This is a genomic window from Enterococcus sp. AZ119, from assembly GCF_050546175.1.
Lineage (GTDB): Bacteria > Bacillota > Bacilli > Lactobacillales > Enterococcaceae > Enterococcus > Enterococcus faecalis.
In genome coordinates this window covers 1-19,506 of sequence record NZ_CP172951.1, presented here as the reverse complement: position 1 = coordinate 19,506, position 19,506 = coordinate 1, and the positions used below count along the sequence as shown (strand labels likewise).

At 37.9% G+C, this 19,506-nt stretch carries 15 protein-coding genes; 1 reads left to right on the top strand and 14 read right to left on the bottom strand.

What is annotated here, in order from left to right; all coding sequences use genetic code 11:
- The first annotated feature begins 207 nt into the window (after positions 1-207).
- Entirely contained in the window at positions 208-1,839 is a 1,632-nt protein-coding gene (locus IGL37_RS00075; RefSeq protein WP_002359215.1) for an ABC-F family ATP-binding cassette domain-containing protein, read from the top strand.
- A gap of 395 nt (positions 1,840-2,234) precedes the next feature.
- Here the strand turns inward: IGL37_RS00075 and IGL37_RS00070 are convergent, their stop codons facing one another.
- The 14 genes from IGL37_RS00070 to dnaA form a co-directional block, all read right to left on the bottom strand.
- Complete coding sequence (locus tag IGL37_RS00070; RefSeq protein ID WP_002359214.1) at positions 2,235-3,104, bottom strand: DegV family protein; 870 nt, start codon at positions 3,102-3,104, stop codon at positions 2,235-2,237.
- Between the two features lie 124 nt (positions 3,105-3,228).
- Complete coding sequence (locus IGL37_RS00065; RefSeq protein ID WP_002359213.1) at positions 3,229-4,521, bottom strand: adenylosuccinate synthase; 1,293 nt, start codon at positions 4,519-4,521, stop codon at positions 3,229-3,231.
- A gap of 236 nt (positions 4,522-4,757) precedes the next feature.
- Positions 4,758-6,125, bottom strand: a complete 1,368-nt coding sequence (gene dnaB, locus IGL37_RS00060) for a replicative DNA helicase (protein ID WP_002381331.1) — start codon at positions 6,123-6,125, stop codon at positions 4,758-4,760.
- Between the two features lie 272 nt (positions 6,126-6,397).
- Entirely contained in the window at positions 6,398-6,850 is a 453-nt protein-coding gene (gene rplI / locus IGL37_RS00055) for a 50S ribosomal protein L9 (protein ID WP_002356023.1), read from the bottom strand.
- 5 nt (positions 6,851-6,855) lie between these two features.
- Positions 6,856-8,880, bottom strand: coding sequence for a DHH family phosphoesterase (locus tag IGL37_RS00050; protein ID WP_002363542.1), 2,025 nt, complete (start codon positions 8,878-8,880; stop codon positions 6,856-6,858).
- Positions 8,881-9,036: 156 nt separating this feature from the next.
- Positions 9,037-9,276 carry a 30S ribosomal protein S18 gene (gene rpsR, locus IGL37_RS00045; RefSeq protein WP_002356021.1) on the bottom strand — a complete coding sequence of 80 codons (240 nt, stop codon included), beginning with the start codon at positions 9,274-9,276 and terminating at the stop codon, positions 9,037-9,039.
- A gap of 25 nt (positions 9,277-9,301) precedes the next feature.
- On the bottom strand, positions 9,302-9,868 hold the full coding sequence (ssb, locus tag IGL37_RS00040; protein ID WP_002364599.1) for a single-stranded DNA-binding protein: 567 nt from the start codon (positions 9,866-9,868) through the stop codon (positions 9,302-9,304).
- A 44-nt stretch (positions 9,869-9,912) separates the two neighbouring features.
- Complete coding sequence (rpsF, locus tag IGL37_RS00035) at positions 9,913-10,215, bottom strand: 30S ribosomal protein S6 (protein WP_002356019.1); 303 nt, start codon at positions 10,213-10,215, stop codon at positions 9,913-9,915.
- A gap of 174 nt (positions 10,216-10,389) precedes the next feature.
- Complete coding sequence (gene gyrA / locus IGL37_RS00030; RefSeq protein ID WP_002379833.1) at positions 10,390-12,891, bottom strand: DNA gyrase subunit A; 2,502 nt, start codon at positions 12,889-12,891, stop codon at positions 10,390-10,392.
- A gap of 55 nt (positions 12,892-12,946) precedes the next feature.
- Positions 12,947-14,896 (bottom strand): DNA topoisomerase (ATP-hydrolyzing) subunit B, encoded by a 1,950-nt coding sequence (gene gyrB, locus IGL37_RS00025; protein ID WP_002359210.1) that lies wholly within the window; start codon positions 14,894-14,896, stop codon positions 12,947-12,949.
- Complete coding sequence (gene recF / locus IGL37_RS00020; RefSeq protein ID WP_002356016.1) at positions 14,893-16,020, bottom strand: DNA replication/repair protein RecF; 1,128 nt, start codon at positions 16,018-16,020, stop codon at positions 14,893-14,895. The genes gyrB and recF overlap by 4 nt, the downstream gene beginning before the upstream one ends.
- Positions 16,007-16,252, bottom strand: a complete 246-nt coding sequence (yaaA, locus tag IGL37_RS00015; protein ID WP_002356015.1) for a S4 domain-containing protein YaaA — start codon at positions 16,250-16,252, stop codon at positions 16,007-16,009. Before yaaA ends, recF begins: the two co-directional genes overlap by 14 nt.
- 578 nt (positions 16,253-16,830) lie before the next feature.
- On the bottom strand, positions 16,831-17,961 hold the full coding sequence (gene dnaN, locus IGL37_RS00010) for a DNA polymerase III subunit beta (RefSeq protein ID WP_002414124.1): 1,131 nt from the start codon (positions 17,959-17,961) through the stop codon (positions 16,831-16,833).
- 201 nt (positions 17,962-18,162) lie between these two features.
- Positions 18,163-19,506 (bottom strand): chromosomal replication initiator protein DnaA, encoded by a 1,344-nt coding sequence (gene dnaA, locus IGL37_RS00005; protein ID WP_002356013.1) that lies wholly within the window; start codon positions 19,504-19,506, stop codon positions 18,163-18,165.

The following is a 19,506-nucleotide window of genomic DNA, read 5'->3' as shown; positions in this document are numbered from 1 at the left end:
AGTGTATCATTAAAAAAATACACTAAAAACCCTTTCATGAAAAAAAATTCTGTTTCACATGAAACATTTTAAAAAAACGCCTTTTTTTCTATAAAAAACCCACCTTTTTATTCGTTTCTGTAAAAAGATTGAAACTCCTTGAAAAAAGGTTCTGTAGCCGATATAATGCAGAGAGGTTCAAGAATATATTAAAAGCGAGGAAAACAATTGATTACTGTTAATGATGTAAGTTTACAATTTCCAGATCGTAAACTTTTTGAAGAAGTGAATATTAAATTTACTCCTGGCAACTGTTACGGCTTAATCGGCGCAAACGGTGCAGGAAAATCAACGTTTCTTAAAATTTTATCAGGTGAGATTCAACCGACAACTGGCGTGGTTTCAATGGGTCCTAATGAGCGACTAGCAACGCTGAAACAAAATCACTTTGACTACGAAGACTACACTGTTTTAGAAACTGTAATTATGGGACATAAACGTCTTTACGAAGTAATGAAAGAAAAAGATGCTATCTATATGAAAGAAGATTTTTCAGATGAAGATGGGATTCGTGCCGCAGAACTAGAAGGCGAATTTGCTGAACTTGACGGTTGGGAAGCAGAACCTGAAGCAGCTGTTTTACTCCAAGGGCTAAACATTCCAGAAGAATTACATGATCAAAAAATGAGCGAATTAACAGCTGGTCAAAAAGTCAAAGTATTATTAGCTCAATCTCTTTTTGGCAAACCAGATGTCTTACTATTAGACGAGCCGACAAATGGTTTAGACACCCGCTCAATCAATTGGTTAGAAGAATTTTTAATCAACTTTGAAAATACCGTTATCGTGGTTTCCCATGACCGTCATTTCCTAAACAAAGTCTGCACTCACATGGCAGATTTAGACTTTAGTAAAATCAAACTTTACGTTGGTAACTATGATTTCTGGTTGGAATCAAGCCAACTAGCGACAAAATTGCAAGCACAATCTAATGCCAAAAAAGAAGAACAAATCAAAGAATTACAAGACTTTATCGCTCGTTTTAGCGCCAATGCCTCAAAATCAAAACAAGCAACGTCTCGTAAAAAAATGTTAGATAAAATTACCTTAGATGACATTCAACCTTCCTCTCGTCGTTATCCATTCGTTGGTTTTACACCAGAACGTGAAATCGGCAATGACTTATTACAAGTTGAAAATGTCTCTGTAACGATTGATGGCAAAAAAATCTTAGATAATATCTCGTTCAACTTAACAAAAGATGATAAAGTGGCATTCATCGCTGACTCAGATATTACAACGACTACGTTATTCAAAGTGATTATGGGCGAAATTACTCCCGATACAGGTTCTGTTCGTTGGGGCGTTACAACTAGCCAAGCTTATTTACCAAAAGACAACAGCAAAGACTTTGAAGAGCCATTAACCATTTTAGATTGGTTACGTCAATTTGCTGGTAAAGAAGAAGATGACAATACGTTCTTACGTAGTTTCTTAGGTCGGATGTTATTCTCTGGTGAAGAGGTACTAAAACCAGTCAATGTTCTTTCCGGAGGCGAAAAAGTGCGTGTCATGCTTTCAAAATTGATGCTTTCCAAAGCCAATGTCTTAGTTTTAGATGATCCAACGAACCACTTAGACTTAGAATCAATCACTGCATTAAATGATGGGTTGATGGCTTTCACTGGTTCAATTCTTTTTGCTTCACATGACCACCAATTTATCCAAACATTAGCGAACCGAATTATTGCTGTTTCTGATAAAGGGGTTATTGATCGGGCAGAAACAACCTATGATGAATTCTTGGAAAACCCAGAAATTCAAAAACAAATGGACGTTTTATTCAGTTCAGATTATTAAAAAATGAGGTCGGGACAGAAGCGTTTAACTCCGAGAACCAAGTAGGTACTGTTCAACATCTATTTACTTTGCAAATAGTGTTTCTCAGCAATAAGAAGGAATTTCCGAAAATTGTCATAAAACACAACGAGGAACGAGTTGATGTTGCATGATACCTACCCGGTGTTCTATAATTTTTGGAGACCAAGTAGGTATTGTTCATCATCGAATCACTACGTTCTTCGTGATTCTCAACAATTTCGGCTTATTTCCGAAGGACCTTCAACTCTTAGAGCTTTAGCTCTTAGAAGTTGTTGAGATCGGAGCAACGCGTAGTGTTGCTTCTGTTCCCGCCGTTTATCAATTTTTAAGCCTGGGACAAAAATCCAAAGTGATTTTTGTCCCAGGCTCATTTTTTATTTTCTTTTTTCACCAAAAGAAAACACAGCAATACAACCTATTCCGGTATGACTAGTAATGGTGGGTCCTAGAGGATAAATCAGTATCTCATTAACCTCTATTTCTTTTTCAATTAATTCTTTGACTTTTTCCGCGTCATCTTTCGTTCCCGCATATGCAATCAACAGTGTTTGTTTCATTGGCTCTACAATGCCTTGAATCGTTTCTTGCGCAATCTTTTGCAAGGACTTGTTTCGTCCACGAGTTTTACCAACGGATGCTAGTTTGCCTGCCGCATCCACGCGAATAATTGGTTTAATGTTCATTAAGCCACCAAGTGCAGCCGCTGTTTTAGAAATCCGTCCGCCACGTTCTAAATGTTTTAAATCATCTACCGTTACCCACGAGTGAAGTTTCATTTTTTGCTCTTCAAGATAGGCAACAACTTCTCCTAATGAATGACCATCTGTTTGTAATCGAATGGCTTCTCGGACTAACATCCCTTGACCTAAGCTAGCTGCTTTTGTGTCAATAATATGAATTTCTACATTATCATACTCTTCTTTTAACATCTCTACTGATTGCAACGCACTTTGATAAGAGCCACTTAACCCAGATGAAAAAGCTAAATAAATCACCGGTAACCCTTGCTCCACAAAAGGACGGAAAAATTCATTGTAGCGTCCTACATTAACTTGAGAGGTAGTGGGCATACTTCCATTTTTAATAGCCGTTAAGAAGTTCTGATAATCAAACGTTTCACCTAAATCATCGCGATATTCTTTCCCGTCAATTTGAATATTCATGCTAATAAAAGGTACTTGGTTTTCTTTTAAGTATGTATACGGCAAGTCACAACAAGAATCTGTCACTAATTGATAATTCACGGACAATTGCCCCCTTCATGTTTTCTTTTATTTTACCATAGTTTTTCATTTTTATATAAAATTAAAAAAGAACGTAAAGGCTGAACTGGCATAAGCCATCCTTTACGTTCCCTTAAAAATCTGCTTAAATTTGTGCCCAAACGCTTTCTAAAACGTTCGTTTGGTTACGGTCTGGACCTACAGAGAATGTTGAAATGCGCACACCAACTAATTCTGAAATCCGATGCACATAGTTACGAGCATTAGCTGGTAAATCAGCTAAAGTTTTGCAACCAGTGATATCTTCAGACCAACCTGGTAATTCTTCATAAACTGGTTTACAGCGGCTTAATTCTTTCAAGCTTGCTGGATAATGATAAATTAATTCACCATCAAGTTCATAAGCTGTACAAATTTTCACCGTTTCTAAACCACTTAACACGTCAATCGAGTTTAATGACAAGTTTGTAATCCCTGATACACGTTTTGAATGACGCATAACTACTGAATCAAACCAACCGACACGACGCGGACGTCCTGTTGTTGTTCCGTATTCTTTACCGACACGACGAATGGTTTCTCCTGTTTCATCAAATAATTCTGTTGGGAATGGGCCGTCACCGACACGTGAAGTGTACGCTTTGCAGACACCAACCACTTTATTAATTTTTGATGGACCAACGCCACTACCGATAGTTACGCCACCAGCTACTGGATTAGAGGAAGTAACAAATGGATAGGTTCCTTGATCGATATCCAACATGACACCTTGTGCCCCTTCAAATAAAACCCGTTTTCCAGCATCTAATGCATCGTTTAAAATAACCGAAGTATCTGTAACATATTGTTTAATTTGTTGTCCGTATTCATAGTATTCTTCAAAAATATCATCAAATTCAATGGCTTCGCTATCAAACATTTTAACGAATTGACGATTTTTTTCTTCTAAGTTAATTTGCAAACGTTCCGCAAAAATTTCTTTATCCAATAAATCAGCGATACGGATTCCCACCCGTGCTGCTTTATCCATGTAGGCTGGGCCAATTCCTTTAATCGTTGTCCCAATCTTGTTTTCACCTTTTGCATCTTCTTGCAATTGATCCAATTTAATATGATACGGCAAAATGACATGAGCACGATCTGAAATACGTAAATTATCAGTGGCAACATTATTTTCTTTTAAATAAGCTAATTCTTTTACTAAAGATTTTGGATTCACAACTACGCCGTTACCAATTACACTAATTTTTTCTTTATAGAAAATCCCTGAAGGAATTAAATGTAATTTATACGTTACGCCGTCGAATTTAATGGTATGTCCGGCGTTATCTCCGCCTTGGTAACGAGCGATCACTTCTGCGTTTTCACTTAGAAAGTCTGTAATTTTTCCTTTACCTTCGTCGCCCCATTGCGTTCCAACAACTACTACTGATGACATTCGAACACCTCGTTCATAATTTTTTTGTCCTGAATCATTGTACCAGTAAAACCAGTCCCTTTCAAGGGTAAAAATCGAATATTCTTTCACAATAAAAAGCGTTTCTGTCAAAAATACGAACATTTTTAGCTATGTTTTTGTAAAATAATAAAATATACGAATATTGTTCGTGTTTTACTCTCTGATTTTAATCCCTTAATAAGCAAAAAAACGAACTCAAAAAATGAGTTCGTTTTTTAAAATTCTGTCCTCGGCGAAAGCGAAGAAAATTTATTATATTCTTTAATGAAAAGTAATTCGACCGTTCCACGCGCACCACTACGGTTTTTCTCAATGATGACTTCTACAACATTGTCAACTTCTGGTGGCTCATGATCGCCGTCTTCTCCTTCACCACGATCATAGTAATCATCACGATAAAGAAAGGCAACGATATCGGCATCTTGCTCAATGGAACCTGACTCACGAATATCACTTAACACAGGACGTTTATCTTGACGTTGTTCCACGCCACGAGAAAGCTGTGACAAAGCAATAACCGGGACTTTTAATTCTTTCGCTAATTTTTTTAATTGACGTGAAATATCAGAAACCTCCTGTTGGCGGTTCTCTTTTCCAGTTCCTTCAATCAATTGTAGGTAGTCGATCAAAATTAGACCTAGGTTGCCTTTTTCTTGTGCTAATTTACGACATTTCGCACGAATTTCGGTAATTTTAATCCCTGGTGTGTCATCAATATAGATATTCGCACGGGACAAACTACCCATCGCAATAATTAAGTTTTGCCATTCTTCTTCAGATAATTGCCCTGTTCTTAAATGGCTGGCCTCAATGGATCCTTCTGCACAAAGCATCCGGTTCACTAATGATTCTGCCCCCATTTCTAAACTAAAAATAGCGACAGCTTTATCTGTTTTGGTGCCGACATTTTGGGCAATATTTAATGCAAAAGCGGTTTTCCCTACCGCTGGACGGGCCGCTAAAATAATTAGCTCTTCCGCTTGCAAGCCAGCAGTCATTTTATCCAATGCTTGATAGCCTGTAGGTAAACCAGTAATCTCTTCATCATTTTGGTATAATTGGTCAATATTCGCAATAGTTGTATTTAGAACATCTGAAATTGATAAAAAGCCACTGCGATTCCGCTTTTCAGAGACTTCTAAAATGCTTCGTTCTGCATCATCCAAAATAGATTCAACATCTTCACCTTGCTCAAAGCCTTTAGTTACAATCTCTGTAGCGGTTTGGATTAAGTTGCGCAGCAACGATTTTTGTTCAACAATTTTTGCATAATAAATGACATTGGCAGCTGTCGGCACAGCTAAAGCTAAATCTGACAGATAACTTAGTCCACCAACATCTTCTAACAAATTCTCTTGTTCTAGGCGATCTTTGATTGTTACCACATCAATCGCTTCATTTCGGTCGCTTAAGGTCATCATCGTTTGGAAAATCAACTGATGACTACGACGATAGAAATCTTTAGGTTCCACATATTCCATCGCTTCTATTAGCACATCTGCATCTAAGAAAATAGAACCTAAAACGGCTTGTTCCGCTTCAATATTTTGTGGCGGTACCCTATCTTGCAATAATTCATTCATTTTGTTCTCTCCCACGATGTCTTACTTTCTGGTTCATTTAGTCTATCCATTTTAACACAATTTCATTAAAAAAAGTACATTTTTTCTCTGCTGATTTCTCTATTTTTAGTTCACTTTTCAATTTTAAAAAATATACAACTAATAAAAATATAACACTTTCGTTAATTTAAAGTGTTGTATATTTGATTTTTAAATATTATAAAAATAATTCGAGTAATTTATTTGGTATAAAAAAGAAGCCGGAGAAATCGGCTTCTTTTTTATCGATTGTATTATTCCGCTACGACATGAACCTTAATTTTCGCTGTAACTTCATGATGTAGTTTGACTGGTACGTTAGTGTAACCTAGAGAACGAATTGGGTTGGCTAATTCGATTTTGCGTTTATCCAATTTTACATTGTATTGTTTGTTTAAGGCTTCTGCAATTTGTTTTGAAGGAATTGAGCCAAATAAACGGCTGTCTTCTCCAGCTTTTGCCTTGATCTCTACAACAGTCTTTTCATCTTCTAAAAAGGCTTGCATTTCTTTTGCTTGTGCTAAAACTTCTGCTTCATGTTTTTCTTGGGCTTTCTTTTGACCCGCTAACGCACTCATGCTCCCTTTATTGGCTTCTTTCGCATAACCATTTTTAATTAAAAAGTTTTGGGCGTAACCAGTTGGCACTTCTTTTACGTCCCCTTTTTTTCCTTTTCCTTTAACGTCTTGTAAAAAAATGACTTTCATTTTCTTCACTCCTGTTCATACATTTCATTAATATTTTGACGAATTACATCAAGTAGTTGCTCTTTTACTTCTGCTACTGTTACGTTTGATAATTGTACTGCCGCATTAGTAAAGTGACCGCCACCACCTAAATTTTCCATAATAATTTGGACATTAATTGAACCATTACTCCGAGCACTAATGCCAATCTGTTGATCCGTCCGCTTGGTAATGACAAATGCTGCATTAATCCCTGCCATAGAAAGTAATGTGTCCGCTGTTTTGGCAGCTGTGACACTATCATATTCTTTGTCTTCACTCCCTGCAACAACGACGGTATCTTTTGTGACATATTCGCTTTTAGAGATTAAGTTGTTCATTTCCAGATAGCTTGTAAGATCAGAACTTAATAGATATTGTACTAAAGATGAGTCTGCTCCACAAGTTCGTAAATAACTAGCCACATCAAATGTTCGCGCCGTCGTTCGTGTATTGAAACTTTTCGTATCAACCACAATTCCCGCCAACATCATGGTTGCTTCAAAGGCCTGCAGTTTATTTGCGCTATTACTTTGGTATTCGATCAATTCTGTGACTAATTCTGAAGCAGAAGAGGCAGAAGATTCAATATAAGAAAGCAAGGGTTTTGCTGGAAATTCGTCTCCTCGTCGATGGTGATCAATGATTACTACTTTATCAAAACGCTCATAGAGCTCTTGTGAGATCGATAGAGACGGTTTATGGTAATCTACCATAACTAATAAGCTACTTTCTTTCTTGCGCTTCATGGCCTCTTTAGGACTAATAATGCGCTCTTCTAATTCTGGGTACTCTTTAATCGCCTCTAACACTCTTTTGACATCGGGAATGATTTCATTTTCATCTAAAACAATCCACGCTTTTCGATTATTAAACGAGGCTAAACGAGCAACACCAAATGCTGAACCTAACGCATCCATATCTGGATAACGATGGCCCATAATATAGATGTCAGCAGATTCCGCAATAATTCCCTTAATTGCCATGCTCATTGCGCGAGAACGTACTTGGGAACGTTTCGTCGTTACTGCCGTTTTTCCACCAAAAAATAACGGCTTCGCTTCATCTTTGGCTTCTTTTACAACCACTTGATCGCCGCCACGTACTAAAGCTGTATCTAGGTTTGTTTGAGCCGTGGTCCCGGTTTGATCTAAGGTTGGCCCCCCATAAGCAATCCCCATGCTTAACGTAATGGCTACTTCATGGTTAGCTGATTCCTTACGGATCGTATCCAAAATAGAAAATTTTTCGTCCATCATTTTTTGAATATCTTCCCATTGGGCAATGAAAAAATAACGTTCTGCGTTGATTCGCTTATAAAAAACTTTGTATTGGTCCATCCAATCAGAAACCATCGTCGTAATGAAACTATTCAAATAAGAAATTTCTTTCTCGTCCATTGTATCGGTGACATCATCATAATTATCGACAGACACAATGCCAATAGCCGTTTGCATTTCGACTTTTTCTTGATACAAATTACTTTCTTTAGTGATATCTTCAAAAGTAATTGTATGTTGTTCTTTATTGACGCTAAAGCGATAGGTATTTTCGTCAATCGTAAAAATATCTTGGTTTCGTTCTGCTAATTCTAAATAAGACGTAACTTGGCTAGCGGTTAACGTTAGCTGATTGTCTTTATTAAAAATAGAAGCAGCATAAGGATTAAGCCATTCTACCGCGCGTGTTTCCCCGTTATACGTAATAATTCCCACAGGTACTTCATTTACAACATAATCCAACGATTGTTCAGCAATGGAACTTGCTTCTTGAATCTTTTCTACGTTTGTAATTTCTACATCTCTAATCAACAGCCGAATAACCACTAAGAGAAAGATATCTAATGCGATAATTACCGCCAATAGCAGCCATTTATTTGTTAGTAAGAAATAGAGGAGAAATTCTACTAAGAGAAGACCCACAACAATTAAGAAACCGTTTTTTTGAATTCTCTTCTTTTGCATTTTTTTGCCTCCAATCTTTCTGCAGACCTTTGAGGCGACTTGTTCCAACGAGCATATTGCTCTGGTGATTCACTAGTTATTTCATCCCTTATTTTATCACAAAACACTTCATTCTGCGAACCTTGTTATGTTTCACGTGAAACACTAGTCAAGATAAAAAAGAACCAAAGAGCAAGCTCTTTGGTTCTGGAAATTGTCATAAAATTATTGTTCGTCACTAACGAATGGTAATAATCCCATGATACGTGCGCGTTTAATAGCAATCGTTAATTTACGTTGGTTTTTAGCGCCAGTACCTGTAACACGACGTGGTAAAATTTTGCCACGTTCTGAAATGAATCGTTTTAACAATTCAGTATCTTTATAGTCGATGTATTCGATGTGGTTTGCTGCGATATAGTCGACTTTCCGACGTTTACGTCCGCCTCTTCTTTGTTGTGCCATTCTTGTTCCCTCCTATCAAATTCGTTTAGAATGGTAAATCATCATCTGAAATGTCGATAGATGAACCTGAGCCACCAAATGGATCAGAATCTTTATCGAAATCAGGCATACCGTTATTGTTTTGCGACTGAGAAGATGATGGATTGAAACTATTGTTGTTGTTATTAAATCCAGAACCGGCATTGTTATTACCAAAGCTACGATTTTGTGATTGATAACCATTTTCGTTGTTATTAAAGCTACCGCCGCCAGTTCCTCTTTGTTCTGAAGCAGAACGAGATTCTAACAATTGGAAGTTTTCACAAACCACTTCAGTTACGTAGACACGTTGACCTTGTTGGTTCTCGTAGTTACGAGTTTGAATTCTTCCGACAACACCTAATAATGTACCTTTACGGGCATAATTAGCCATTGTTTCTGCGGGTTTACGCCAAATCACACAGTTGATAAAGTCTGCTTCACGGTCACCATTTTGATTCGTAAAGTTACGGTTTACAGCAAGTGTAAAGGTCGCAACAGCTGAACCACTAGCGGTGTAACGTAAGTCAGGATCTTTTGTCAATCTTCCGACTAATACAACGTTATTAATCATTCAAAACATCTCCTTTCGTCAATAAATGTTTCATGTGAAACAAATTATGCTTCTACCTTCACGATCATATGACGGATAATATCGTCATTGATTTTTGCTAAACGATCAAACTCGTTGATTGCGCCAGCTGTTGATGGAGAAGTAACATTAACGATATGATAGATGCCTTCACGGAATCCGTTCATTTCATATGCTAAGCGGCGTTTTTCCCAATCTTTAGATTCGATAACTTCTGCTCCGTTATCTTTTAAGATTGTGTCGAAACGTTCTACTAAAGCAGTTTTTGCTTCTTCATCAATGTTCGGACGAATAATGTACATGATTTCGTACTTCGTATCTTGACTCATTGATTTTCACCTCCCTATGGACTTCAAGGCTCTTAGTTGGCTAAGAGCAAGGAGAACATACCTAAAAAGGTAGTTCACAATCTCTAATTATATGCTAATTGATGGACAAAAGCAAGAAATAGTTTTGAAAAGCCCCAATAAAAAAGTTTCGCCAACTGGCGAAACTTTTTTATGTTATTCTTCTGTTTCTGATGTTGTTTCGTTTTCTGTTGTTTCTACAACTTCAACGATTTCTTCTTCCACTTCTTCTGGTTCTACAACGGCCATTGTTACCACTTTGGCACCATCTTCCATTCTCATTAAACGAACCCCTAATGTTGCGCGTCCTGTTTGAGAAACAGAATCAACGTTAAAGCGGATAATGACGCCTTTGTTCGTAATCAATAAGATATCTTCATTCCCATTGACCGTGGTTAAACCAGCTAATGGACCATTTTTCTCAGTGATATTTGCTGTCTTAATCCCTTTACCGCCACGTCCTTTAACTGGATATTCAGAAGCTTTTGTACGCTTACCATAACCATTTTCAGTAATGACTAGGACTTCTTTATTTTCATCCAGAATCGCTGCGCCGACCACATAATCATTTTCGCGGAGACGGATTCCCCGAACGCCTGATGCTGTCCGGCCCATATCACGTACAGTATTTTCATCAAATGTGACAGAGTATCCTGCATGTGTTCCGATAATCATCTTCTGATTGCCATTAGTCGTTACTACGTTAACTAACTCATCATCTTCTTTTAAGCTAATGGCGATTAATCCATTACTACGGATATTAGAAAAGGCTGTTACGGCTGTCCGTTTGACAGTTCCTTTTAAGGTTGTGAAGAACAAGTATTTACCTGCTTCCGCTTTGCCCTCAACAGAAATAATCGCTTGAATTTTTTCTGCAGAATCAATTCCCAGTAAGTTAATTACTGGAATTCCTTTTGCTGTTCTACCGTATTCAGGGATTTCGTAACCTTTTGCTCGGTAAACTTTCCCAGTGTTCGTAAAGAATAATAACGTGTCGTGTGTTGAACAAGAAACTAGGTTTTTCACGAAATCATCATCGTGAACGCCCATCCCTTGGACACCACGTCCGCCGCGGCGTTGCGCCCGGAATTCGGAGTTTGCCATCCGCTTAATGTAGCCGTTATTGGTTAACGTAATCACGACTTCTTCTTCTTCGATTAAATCTTCATCTTCAAGACTTAGGACTTCACCTACTAATAATTCTGTGCGTCGTGCATCACCAAATTTTGTGCGAACGTCATTTAACTCTGTTTTAATGATTTCAATGACACGTTCTGGGCGGGCTAAAATGTCCTCTAAGTCCGCAATGAATTTCAATAGCTCTTGATATTCATTTTCAATTTTGTCGCGTTCTAAGCCTGTTAAACGGCGTAAACGCATATCTAAAATCGCTTGCGCTTGACGATCTGAAAATTCAAAGCGTTCAATTAACGTTGCTTTTGCTTCGTCATCTGATTGTGACCCACGGATAATGGCAATGATTTCATCGATATGATCTAAGGCAATTCGTAGACCTTCTAAAATATGCGCCCGTGCTTCTGCTTTGTTTTTGTCAAAAATCGTCCGGCGAGTAATGACTTCTTTTTGGTGTTCGACGTAGTTTTCTAAAATACGTTTCAAGCTTAAAATTTTCGGTACGCCTTTTTCGATGGCTAACATGTTAAAACCAAAAGATGTTTGTAAGGCAGTCATTTTGTACAAGTTGTTTAACACAACAGAGGCACTCACATCCCGACGAACATCGATGACGATCCGCATGCCTTCACGAGAAGATTCATCCCGCAAATCAGTAATTCCTTCAATTCGTTTATCTCTGTGTAATTCAGAAATTCGTTCGATTAATTTGGCTTTATTCACCATATAAGGCAATTCAGTTACTAAAATACGTTCTTTTCCATTCGGCATTTCAGTCAATTCAACTTTTGCACGAACAGTAATCGAACCTTTCCCTGTTTCATATGCTCGGCGAATCCCTGATTTCCCCATCACTAAACCGCCTGTTGGAAAATCTGGTCCAGGTAACACTTCCATCAATTCATTCGTCGTTACATCAGGATTGTCCATCAATAAACTTGTTGCATCAATCACTTCACTTAAATTGTGTGGTGGAATATTTGTTGCCATCCCCACCGCAATCCCCGTTGTTCCGTTAACTAGTAAGTTTGGAAAACGAGCAGGTAAAACTACTGGTTCTTGTTCTGAATCATCATAGTTTCCTTGGAAATCGACTGTATTTTTGTTAATATCTCGTAGCATTTCTAAAGCAATTTTACTCATACGTGCTTCGGTATAACGCATAGCGGCAGCGCCGTCACCATCGACAGAACCGAAGTTTCCGTGGCCGTCAACTAACATAGCCCGATAACTAAAAGGTTGTGCCATCCGCACCATTGATTCGTAAATCGCACTGTCCCCATGGGGGTGATATTTACCCATAACATCCCCAACAATCCGGGCTGATTTTTTGTGTGGTTTATCAGGGGTTACCCCTAATTCGTTCATTCCATATAAGATTCGGCGATGAACAGGTTTTAAACCGTCACGAACGTCAGGTAACGCGCGGGCTACGATAACACTCATTGCGTAGTCAATGAAAGATTCTTTCATTTCGCTGGTCAGATTGACGTCTTGAATGTTTTCTTTAATTTCTTCACTCATGAATTTTTTCCCCTCTAAATATATGTTCTAGCGTCTCTTACAACGTTGCGACACATTAAATATCCAAGTTTTTCACGTAATGGGCATTTTCTTCGATAAACGCACGACGTGGTTCCACACGATCGCCCATTAGCATTTCAAAAATTTGGTCAGCTTCAATGGCATCATCGACACTCACTCGCGCCATTAATCGTTTTTCTGGGTCCATTGTTGTTTCCCAAAGTTGGTGATCATCCATTTCACCCAAACCTTTGTAACGTTGAACACTTGGTTTTGGTGAAGCAGGTAATTCTTCTAACACTTTTGCTAGTTCCTCTTCAGCATGTTTGCCCGGTTGAACGTAGGTGATATTTTTCCCTTGTTTCACACCATATAGTGGTGGTTGAGCAATATACACATAACCAGCTTCAACAATTGGCCGCATGAAGCGATAGAACAAGGTTAATAACAACGTTCGAATATGCGCACCATCGACATCGGCATCGGTCATAATCACTAGTTTGTGATAACGTGCTTTAGAAACATCGAAATCTTCGCCAAAGCCTGTTCCCATAGCTGTAAATAATGACCGAATTTCTTCATTGGCTAAAATTTTATCCATGCTGGCTTTCTCAACATTCAAGATTTTCCCACGAATTGGTAAAATGGCTTGGAATTCACGGCTACGTCCTTGTTTTGCTGAACCGCCGGCCGAGTCTCCTTCGACGATAAATAATTCGCATTTTTCCGGATCTTTACTTGAGCAATCAGCCAGCTTCCCTGGCAAGTTGCTAATTTCTAAAGCGCCTTTACGACGGGTGACTTCACGGGCTCTTTTAGCGGCTAAACGAGCTTTTGAGGCCAACATACCTTTTTCGACAATTTGTTTGCCGACTGTTGGATTTTCCATCAAGAATTTTGTAAAGTATTCTGAGAACAAACGATCCGTAACGGTCCGTACTTCTGAGTTCCCTAATTTCGTTTTCGTTTGTCCTTCAAATTGAGGATCTGGATGTTTGATGGAAACCACTGCGGTTAAACCTTCACGAACATCTTCCCCAGTTAATTTTTCATCGTTTTCTTTCATCAATTTTTGTTTACGTGCATAGTCATTAATCACACGTGTTAAAGAAGTTTTAAAACCAGATTCATGCGTTCCGCCTTCATAAGTATGAATATTGTTGGCAAAACTTAAAATATTTGAGTGGTAGCCATCTGTATACTGCATTGACACTTCCACTGTAATATCTTGTTGCTCTCCTTCAATGAAGATTGGCTCTGGGAAAATAACGTCTTTATTGGCATTTAAATGCTCAACATAACTCTTAATCCCGCCTTCATAGTGATACTCTTTTTTATCTTCTTGTCCTTCACGACGGTCTTCAATTGAAATGTGTAAGCCTCGATTTAAAAAGGCTAATTCACGAACCCGTGTTGCTAATTTATCAAAATCATAAACGGTTGTTTCTGTAAAAATTTCAGGATCTGGAATAAAGTGAACAGTGGTTCCGTGACGATCCGTTTCTTCGATAACTTTTAGGTCATCAACAACCGCACCACGACGATATTCTTGGTAGTACACTTTGCCATCTTTATAAACACGAACATCTAAACTGGTCGATAAAGCATTAACAACAGAGGAACCAACACCGTGCAAGCCACCTGATACTTTATAGCCGCCACCGCCAAATTTCCCGCCGGCATGTAGCACTGTAAACACTGTTTCCACAGCTGGGCGACCTGTTTTGGCTTGAATCCCGACTGGAATTCCACGACCATCATCGATAACAGTAATACTATCGTCTGGTTCGATAATTACTTGAATTGATTTAGCAAATCCTGCTAAGGCTTCGTCGATAGAGTTGTCAACGATTTCCCATACTAAGTGGTGTAACCCTTCGCCACTAGTAGAACCTATGTACATACCAGGACGTTTCCGGACAGCTTCTAAGCCCTCCAAAACTTGAATCTGACTAGCGTCATATTCTTGCGCACGTTCTCTCATGTTTTTTTCTTCTTCTGTCATGTCGCTGAATTCCTTTCTATCTTGCCTTGTTGAACATAAAAAATATCTGGTTCAACTGTTAGCTTGTCTTTTATGTGATCTAAACTAGTTGTCGTTAAGAACGTTTGAACTTTGCCTTCAATCGTTTCTAACAAGTGAATTTGACGTTCATTATCTAATTCACTCATGACATCATCTAGTAATAACACAGGATATTCTCCTGTTTCTGAATGCATCAAATCAATCTCTGCCAATTTAATACTTAAAGCTGTCGTTCGCTGTTGACCTTGTGAGCCATACGTTTGAACATTTTGACCATTGACAATAAATAGCAAATCGTCACGATGAGGGCCTAAAAAAGTATTCGCTTTAAACAATTCACGCTTACGATTGTTCATTAATTGTTGGAGCAATTGATTTTGAAGTGCTTCTAAGGAAAGATCCGTGTTGTCAATTGGGATGCTTGATGCGTAGTCAATGGTGAGCGTTTCGCGTCCATGACTAATTTTTTGATGGAGTAAGTTTGCCCAGTGTTCTAATTTTTTAAGAAAACCTAACCGAGCGTATAGAACTTTCCCGCCAAATTCAGCTAGCTGCTCTGTCAAAATATCCAGATAAACAGTATCTGTTTGTTTCTTTTCAGCTAGTTGTTTTAGGTATTGGTTCCGTTGCTTTAAAACAGACTGATATTGGACAAGATCATAAAGATAAATAGGACTCACTTGTCCGAGTTCCATGTCAATAAATTTCCGGCGGACTTGAGGTGAGCCTTTCACCAAAGATAAATCTTCTGGGGCAAATAAAATAACATTCAGTTGCCCAATGTACGCACTGAGCCTTTTTTGCTCAATGTGGTTAACCTTGGTTTTACGTCCTTTGTTGGAAATTAAAATTTCCAACGGCACGGTGCCTGTCTTTTTTTCAACCACACCGCTAATTTTAGCTGCTGCTTGTTCCCAGCCAATTAATTCTTTTTCATTGCTGGTTCGATGACTTCGTGTCATTGCTAGAACATAAATGCTTTCTAACAAGTTGGTTTTTCCTTGGGCGTTTTCGCCTAAAAAAAGATTTAACGTTTTTGGAAAATCTAAGCTGACTGTTTCATAATTACGATAATGCTGAAGTGTCAGCTCATTCAGCCGCATCGTCGGACTCGTTTCCGTTTTTCACCATAAAAAAAGTACCTTCTTCAGGTATCTCAATCATCATGCCCGCATAAAGTTTCCGTCCGCGACGATTTTCCAACTCGCCATCAACAAACACGCTATTATCTGCCAAATACCATTTGGCTTGGCCGCCACTACCAATGACGTTGATTTCTTTAAGAAACTGACCAAGCGTTATATACTCAGTTGCTAAAACAAACGTTTTTTTCAATGTGCATCCCTCTTTTTTCTAATACGTTCTCATATATATTATACCCTTTTTCATAAGAGAAAACAAATTTATCTGTCTAATTTTCATTCTAAGCAATTTTAATTCTAAATGACCGAAAATATTATTAGGATAAAAAAACTCTTAAAAAGCATTTTAAAACGGAAATTGATATTTTCTTGAGAAAAAAGGGGCCTGATTTGGCAGAAATGACGAGTAGCGTTTAACTAAAAAACAATTAGGGGTAACTCAAAGACAAACGAAGAGGGCGCGCAATGAAGAAAAGTAGCTTGTAGAGGTCTGAGCGTCGTTTTAAGCAACGTAAACTTCTTTCACTAGGAAATATTCATAAAAAAATGAACAGCCCTTAAACGAAAAATTAAAGGGCTTTTTTCTTTATCCACGAAAAAAAGGCAGAATTTATTCGTCAAACGATAGTTCAAACATTCACAATCATATTAGCGTAAAAGCTATTCTAGTTATAAAAAGCTTATCTAGCAGCGTTTATCGGCTTTAAACAGACGACAAAAAAGAACCTTCGGCGATCATATTGATTTTCCGAAGGTCTTTTTTAAACATGATTAATTTGTACGAACCGGTGTAATTAGTTGAATGAAATCTAGTTCTGTTTCGGTTGGCTCCAATGTAAACGGACGAATTGGAGAAAGGAATTTCACGGTAATATTCATATCGCCAAACGCTCGCAACGCATCTTTCATATAATCTGGGTTGAAAGAAATATCCAACGCTTCACCAGAAACATTTTCATAGTTTAACGCTTCTTCGACTTTTCCAATTTCAGGTGAATTTCCATATAAAACAACAGAATCTGGTGAAATTGAAAGGCGAACAATATTGTTACGTCCTTCATGAGAAAGTAAAGAGGCACGTTCGATTGCTGAAAGCAATTCTGGTACATAAAATTCAATTTGCGTGTTATGGCTAGTTGGAATTAAACGGTTGGTATCAGGATAATTTCCTTCTAACAAACGAGAATAGAAGTACATTGTTTCTGTTTTAAATAGCACTTGGTTTTCCATAATGCTGATTTCAACCATTTCTTCTTCATTGGTTAATGAACGAGAAAGTTCAGTTAAACTTTTTCCTGGAATTACAATGTTAAAGTCTTCTACTGCTTGTTCTGTCGGGATCACACGTTGACTTAAACGATGTGAATCTGTCGCAACGGCAAGTAATTTTTGATTTTCTAAAATAAAGTGAACCCCAGTTAAAATTGGACGACTTTCGTGCATCGATACAGCAAAACCTGTTTCACTAATAATTTTTGTCAATAAATGAACAGGTAATTTCATTTGGTTTTGAGTATCAATTACTGGTAAGTGCGGATAATTATCCGCATCTAATCCATTAACCGTAAAATCAGCTTTTCCTGAAGTAATTGCAACTTGATTGTTATCTAGAACTTCCATTGTGAACATATCTTCTGGTAATTTACGAATAATTTCGCCAAAGAAACGAGATTGTAAAACGATGCTACCTGTGTGTTCAATGGTCATTTGAGCTTTTTCATCGTCTTTACTTAAAAAACTTTCAATTGAAATATCCGCGTTACTCCCAGTAAGTGATAAGCCATCTTCTGATAACACAATTTTAACACCTGTTAAGATTGGAATCGTTGTTTTAGAAGAAATTGCTCGTTGAACAGTTTGTAATTCTTGTAAAAAGACACTTCGTTTGACCGTTAATTTCATAATGTAAACTCCTTTTTAAGTATTTTCAATACGTTCTAATTTTGTACGCCACTGTTTTGTATATTATATATAAATAAATAATAAAAGTAATAGGGCATGTTGATTCTGTGGAAAAGTCAAAAGAGCATTGATTTTACTAAGTTATCCACTTGTGCATAAGTTGTGGATAACTTTGTTCTTTTTTGTTTAGTTTTCCACATCCTAAGAGTTCAATAAATTTTTAATTTCACTGACTTCTTTTTGAATCGCTGGATCTTTTTCCAATAATTGCTGAATCTTTTCGTGCGCATGAATCACCGTTGTATGATCTTTGCCGCCAAATTCGGCACCAATTTTTGGCAAGGAATTGTCGGTCATTTCTCTAGCAAGATACATTGAGATTTGACGAGGAACCACAATTGTTTTCACCCGTTTTTTCCCTTTTAAATCTTTAAGAGGCACATGATAATATTTGGATACTTCTTCTTGAATTTGTAAGATGGACAATTGATTTTTACTACCAACTGATTTTAGAGATTTCAAGGCGTCCGCCGCTAAACTAGTGGTAATATCTTCTCCATTAATAGTTGCAAAGGCTTGAACGCGGACCAAAGCACCCTCTAATTCACGGATGTTGGAATCAATTTGACCAGCGATATAACTTAGTGTATCATCCGGAATTTCTAAACGCTCGGCATCTGCTTTTTTGCGCAAAATTGCAATCCGTGTTTCTAAATCAGGCGGGGTGATATCGACAGACAAACCCCAAGCAAAGCGAGAAACTAATCGTTCAGGTAATTTTGGAATATCATTCGGCGGGCGATCACTTGTTAAAACAATTTGTTTATTTTCATTGTAAAGATCGTTGAAGGTATGGAAAAATTCTTCCAATGTTGCTTCTTTTTCCGCCAAAAATTGAATATCATCGACTAATAATAAGTCAACATTGCGATATTCTTTCCGAAATTGTTCGGATGTCTTTGTTTGAATTGAGTTGATAAATTCATTCGTAAACGTTTCGCTACTAACATATTTGACTTTGGCATCTGGTTGATTCACTAACATTTGATGACCAATAGCATGCATCAAATGGGTTTTCCCTAACCCTACACCACCATAGAAGAAAAGGGGATTGTAAATCGAACCTGGATCCTCGGCAACAACAAGCGCTGCAGCATGAGCCATTTGGTTTCCTTTACCAATAACGAAGGTGTCGAAAGTGTATTTAGGATTAAGCATCGCTTTTTTACTTTGTTCACTAAAAACAACTTCTTCTTCGGCAGGTTCTTCGAGTTCTTGTGCCAGTGCTGCGTCTTTTTCATCGGCAACAACAAAATGGGGCATCACTTCTGCACCGGTCAATTTAAATCCAGTTTCGACAATTTTTGCCGAAAGATTTTTTTCCCAGTAATCACGATGAACTGCAGAAGGGACTTCTAGCCACAATTGATTGTTGTCTAATTTCAAAGGGCGTGTGGTTTTAATCCAAGCATCAAAACTTGGCGCCGACAAAATCGCTTGATAGGCTTCTTCAAGGCTATGCCAAAAACTTTCCACGTCGGGCAT

Excerpts from the sequence above, each read along its gene's own strand:
- gyrA (WP_002379833.1), bottom strand. The coding sequence starts at position 12,891 with ATGAGTGAAGAAATTAAAGAAAACATTCAAGACGTCAATCTGACCAGC.
- ssb (WP_002364599.1), bottom strand. The coding sequence starts at position 9,868 with ATGATTAATAACGTTGTATTAGTCGGAAGATTGACAAAAGATCCTGAC.
- rpsF (WP_002356019.1), bottom strand. The coding sequence starts at position 10,215 with ATGAGTCAAGATACGAAGTACGAAATCATGTACATTATTCGTCCGAAC.
- IGL37_RS00065 (WP_002359213.1), bottom strand. The coding sequence starts at position 4,521 with ATGTCATCAGTAGTAGTTGTTGGAACGCAATGGGGCGACGAAGGTAAA.
- dnaB (WP_002381331.1), bottom strand. The coding sequence starts at position 6,125 with ATGAATGAATTATTGCAAGATAGGGTACCGCCACAAAATATTGAAGCG.
- recF (WP_002356016.1), bottom strand. The coding sequence starts at position 16,020 with ATGCGGCTGAATGAGCTGACACTTCAGCATTATCGTAATTATGAAACA.
- dnaA (WP_002356013.1), bottom strand. The coding sequence starts at position 19,506 with ATGCCCGACGTGGAAAGTTTTTGGCATAGCCTTGAAGAAGCCTATCAA.
- dnaN (WP_002414124.1), bottom strand. The coding sequence starts at position 17,961 with ATGAAATTAACGGTCAAACGAAGTGTCTTTTTACAAGAATTACAAACT.
- rplI (WP_002356023.1), bottom strand. The coding sequence starts at position 6,850 with ATGAAAGTCATTTTTTTACAAGACGTTAAAGGAAAAGGAAAAAAAGGG.
- rpsR (WP_002356021.1), bottom strand. The coding sequence starts at position 9,276 with ATGGCACAACAAAGAAGAGGCGGACGTAAACGTCGGAAAGTCGACTAT.
- gyrB (WP_002359210.1), bottom strand. The coding sequence starts at position 14,896 with ATGACAGAAGAAGAAAAAAACATGAGAGAACGTGCGCAAGAATATGAC.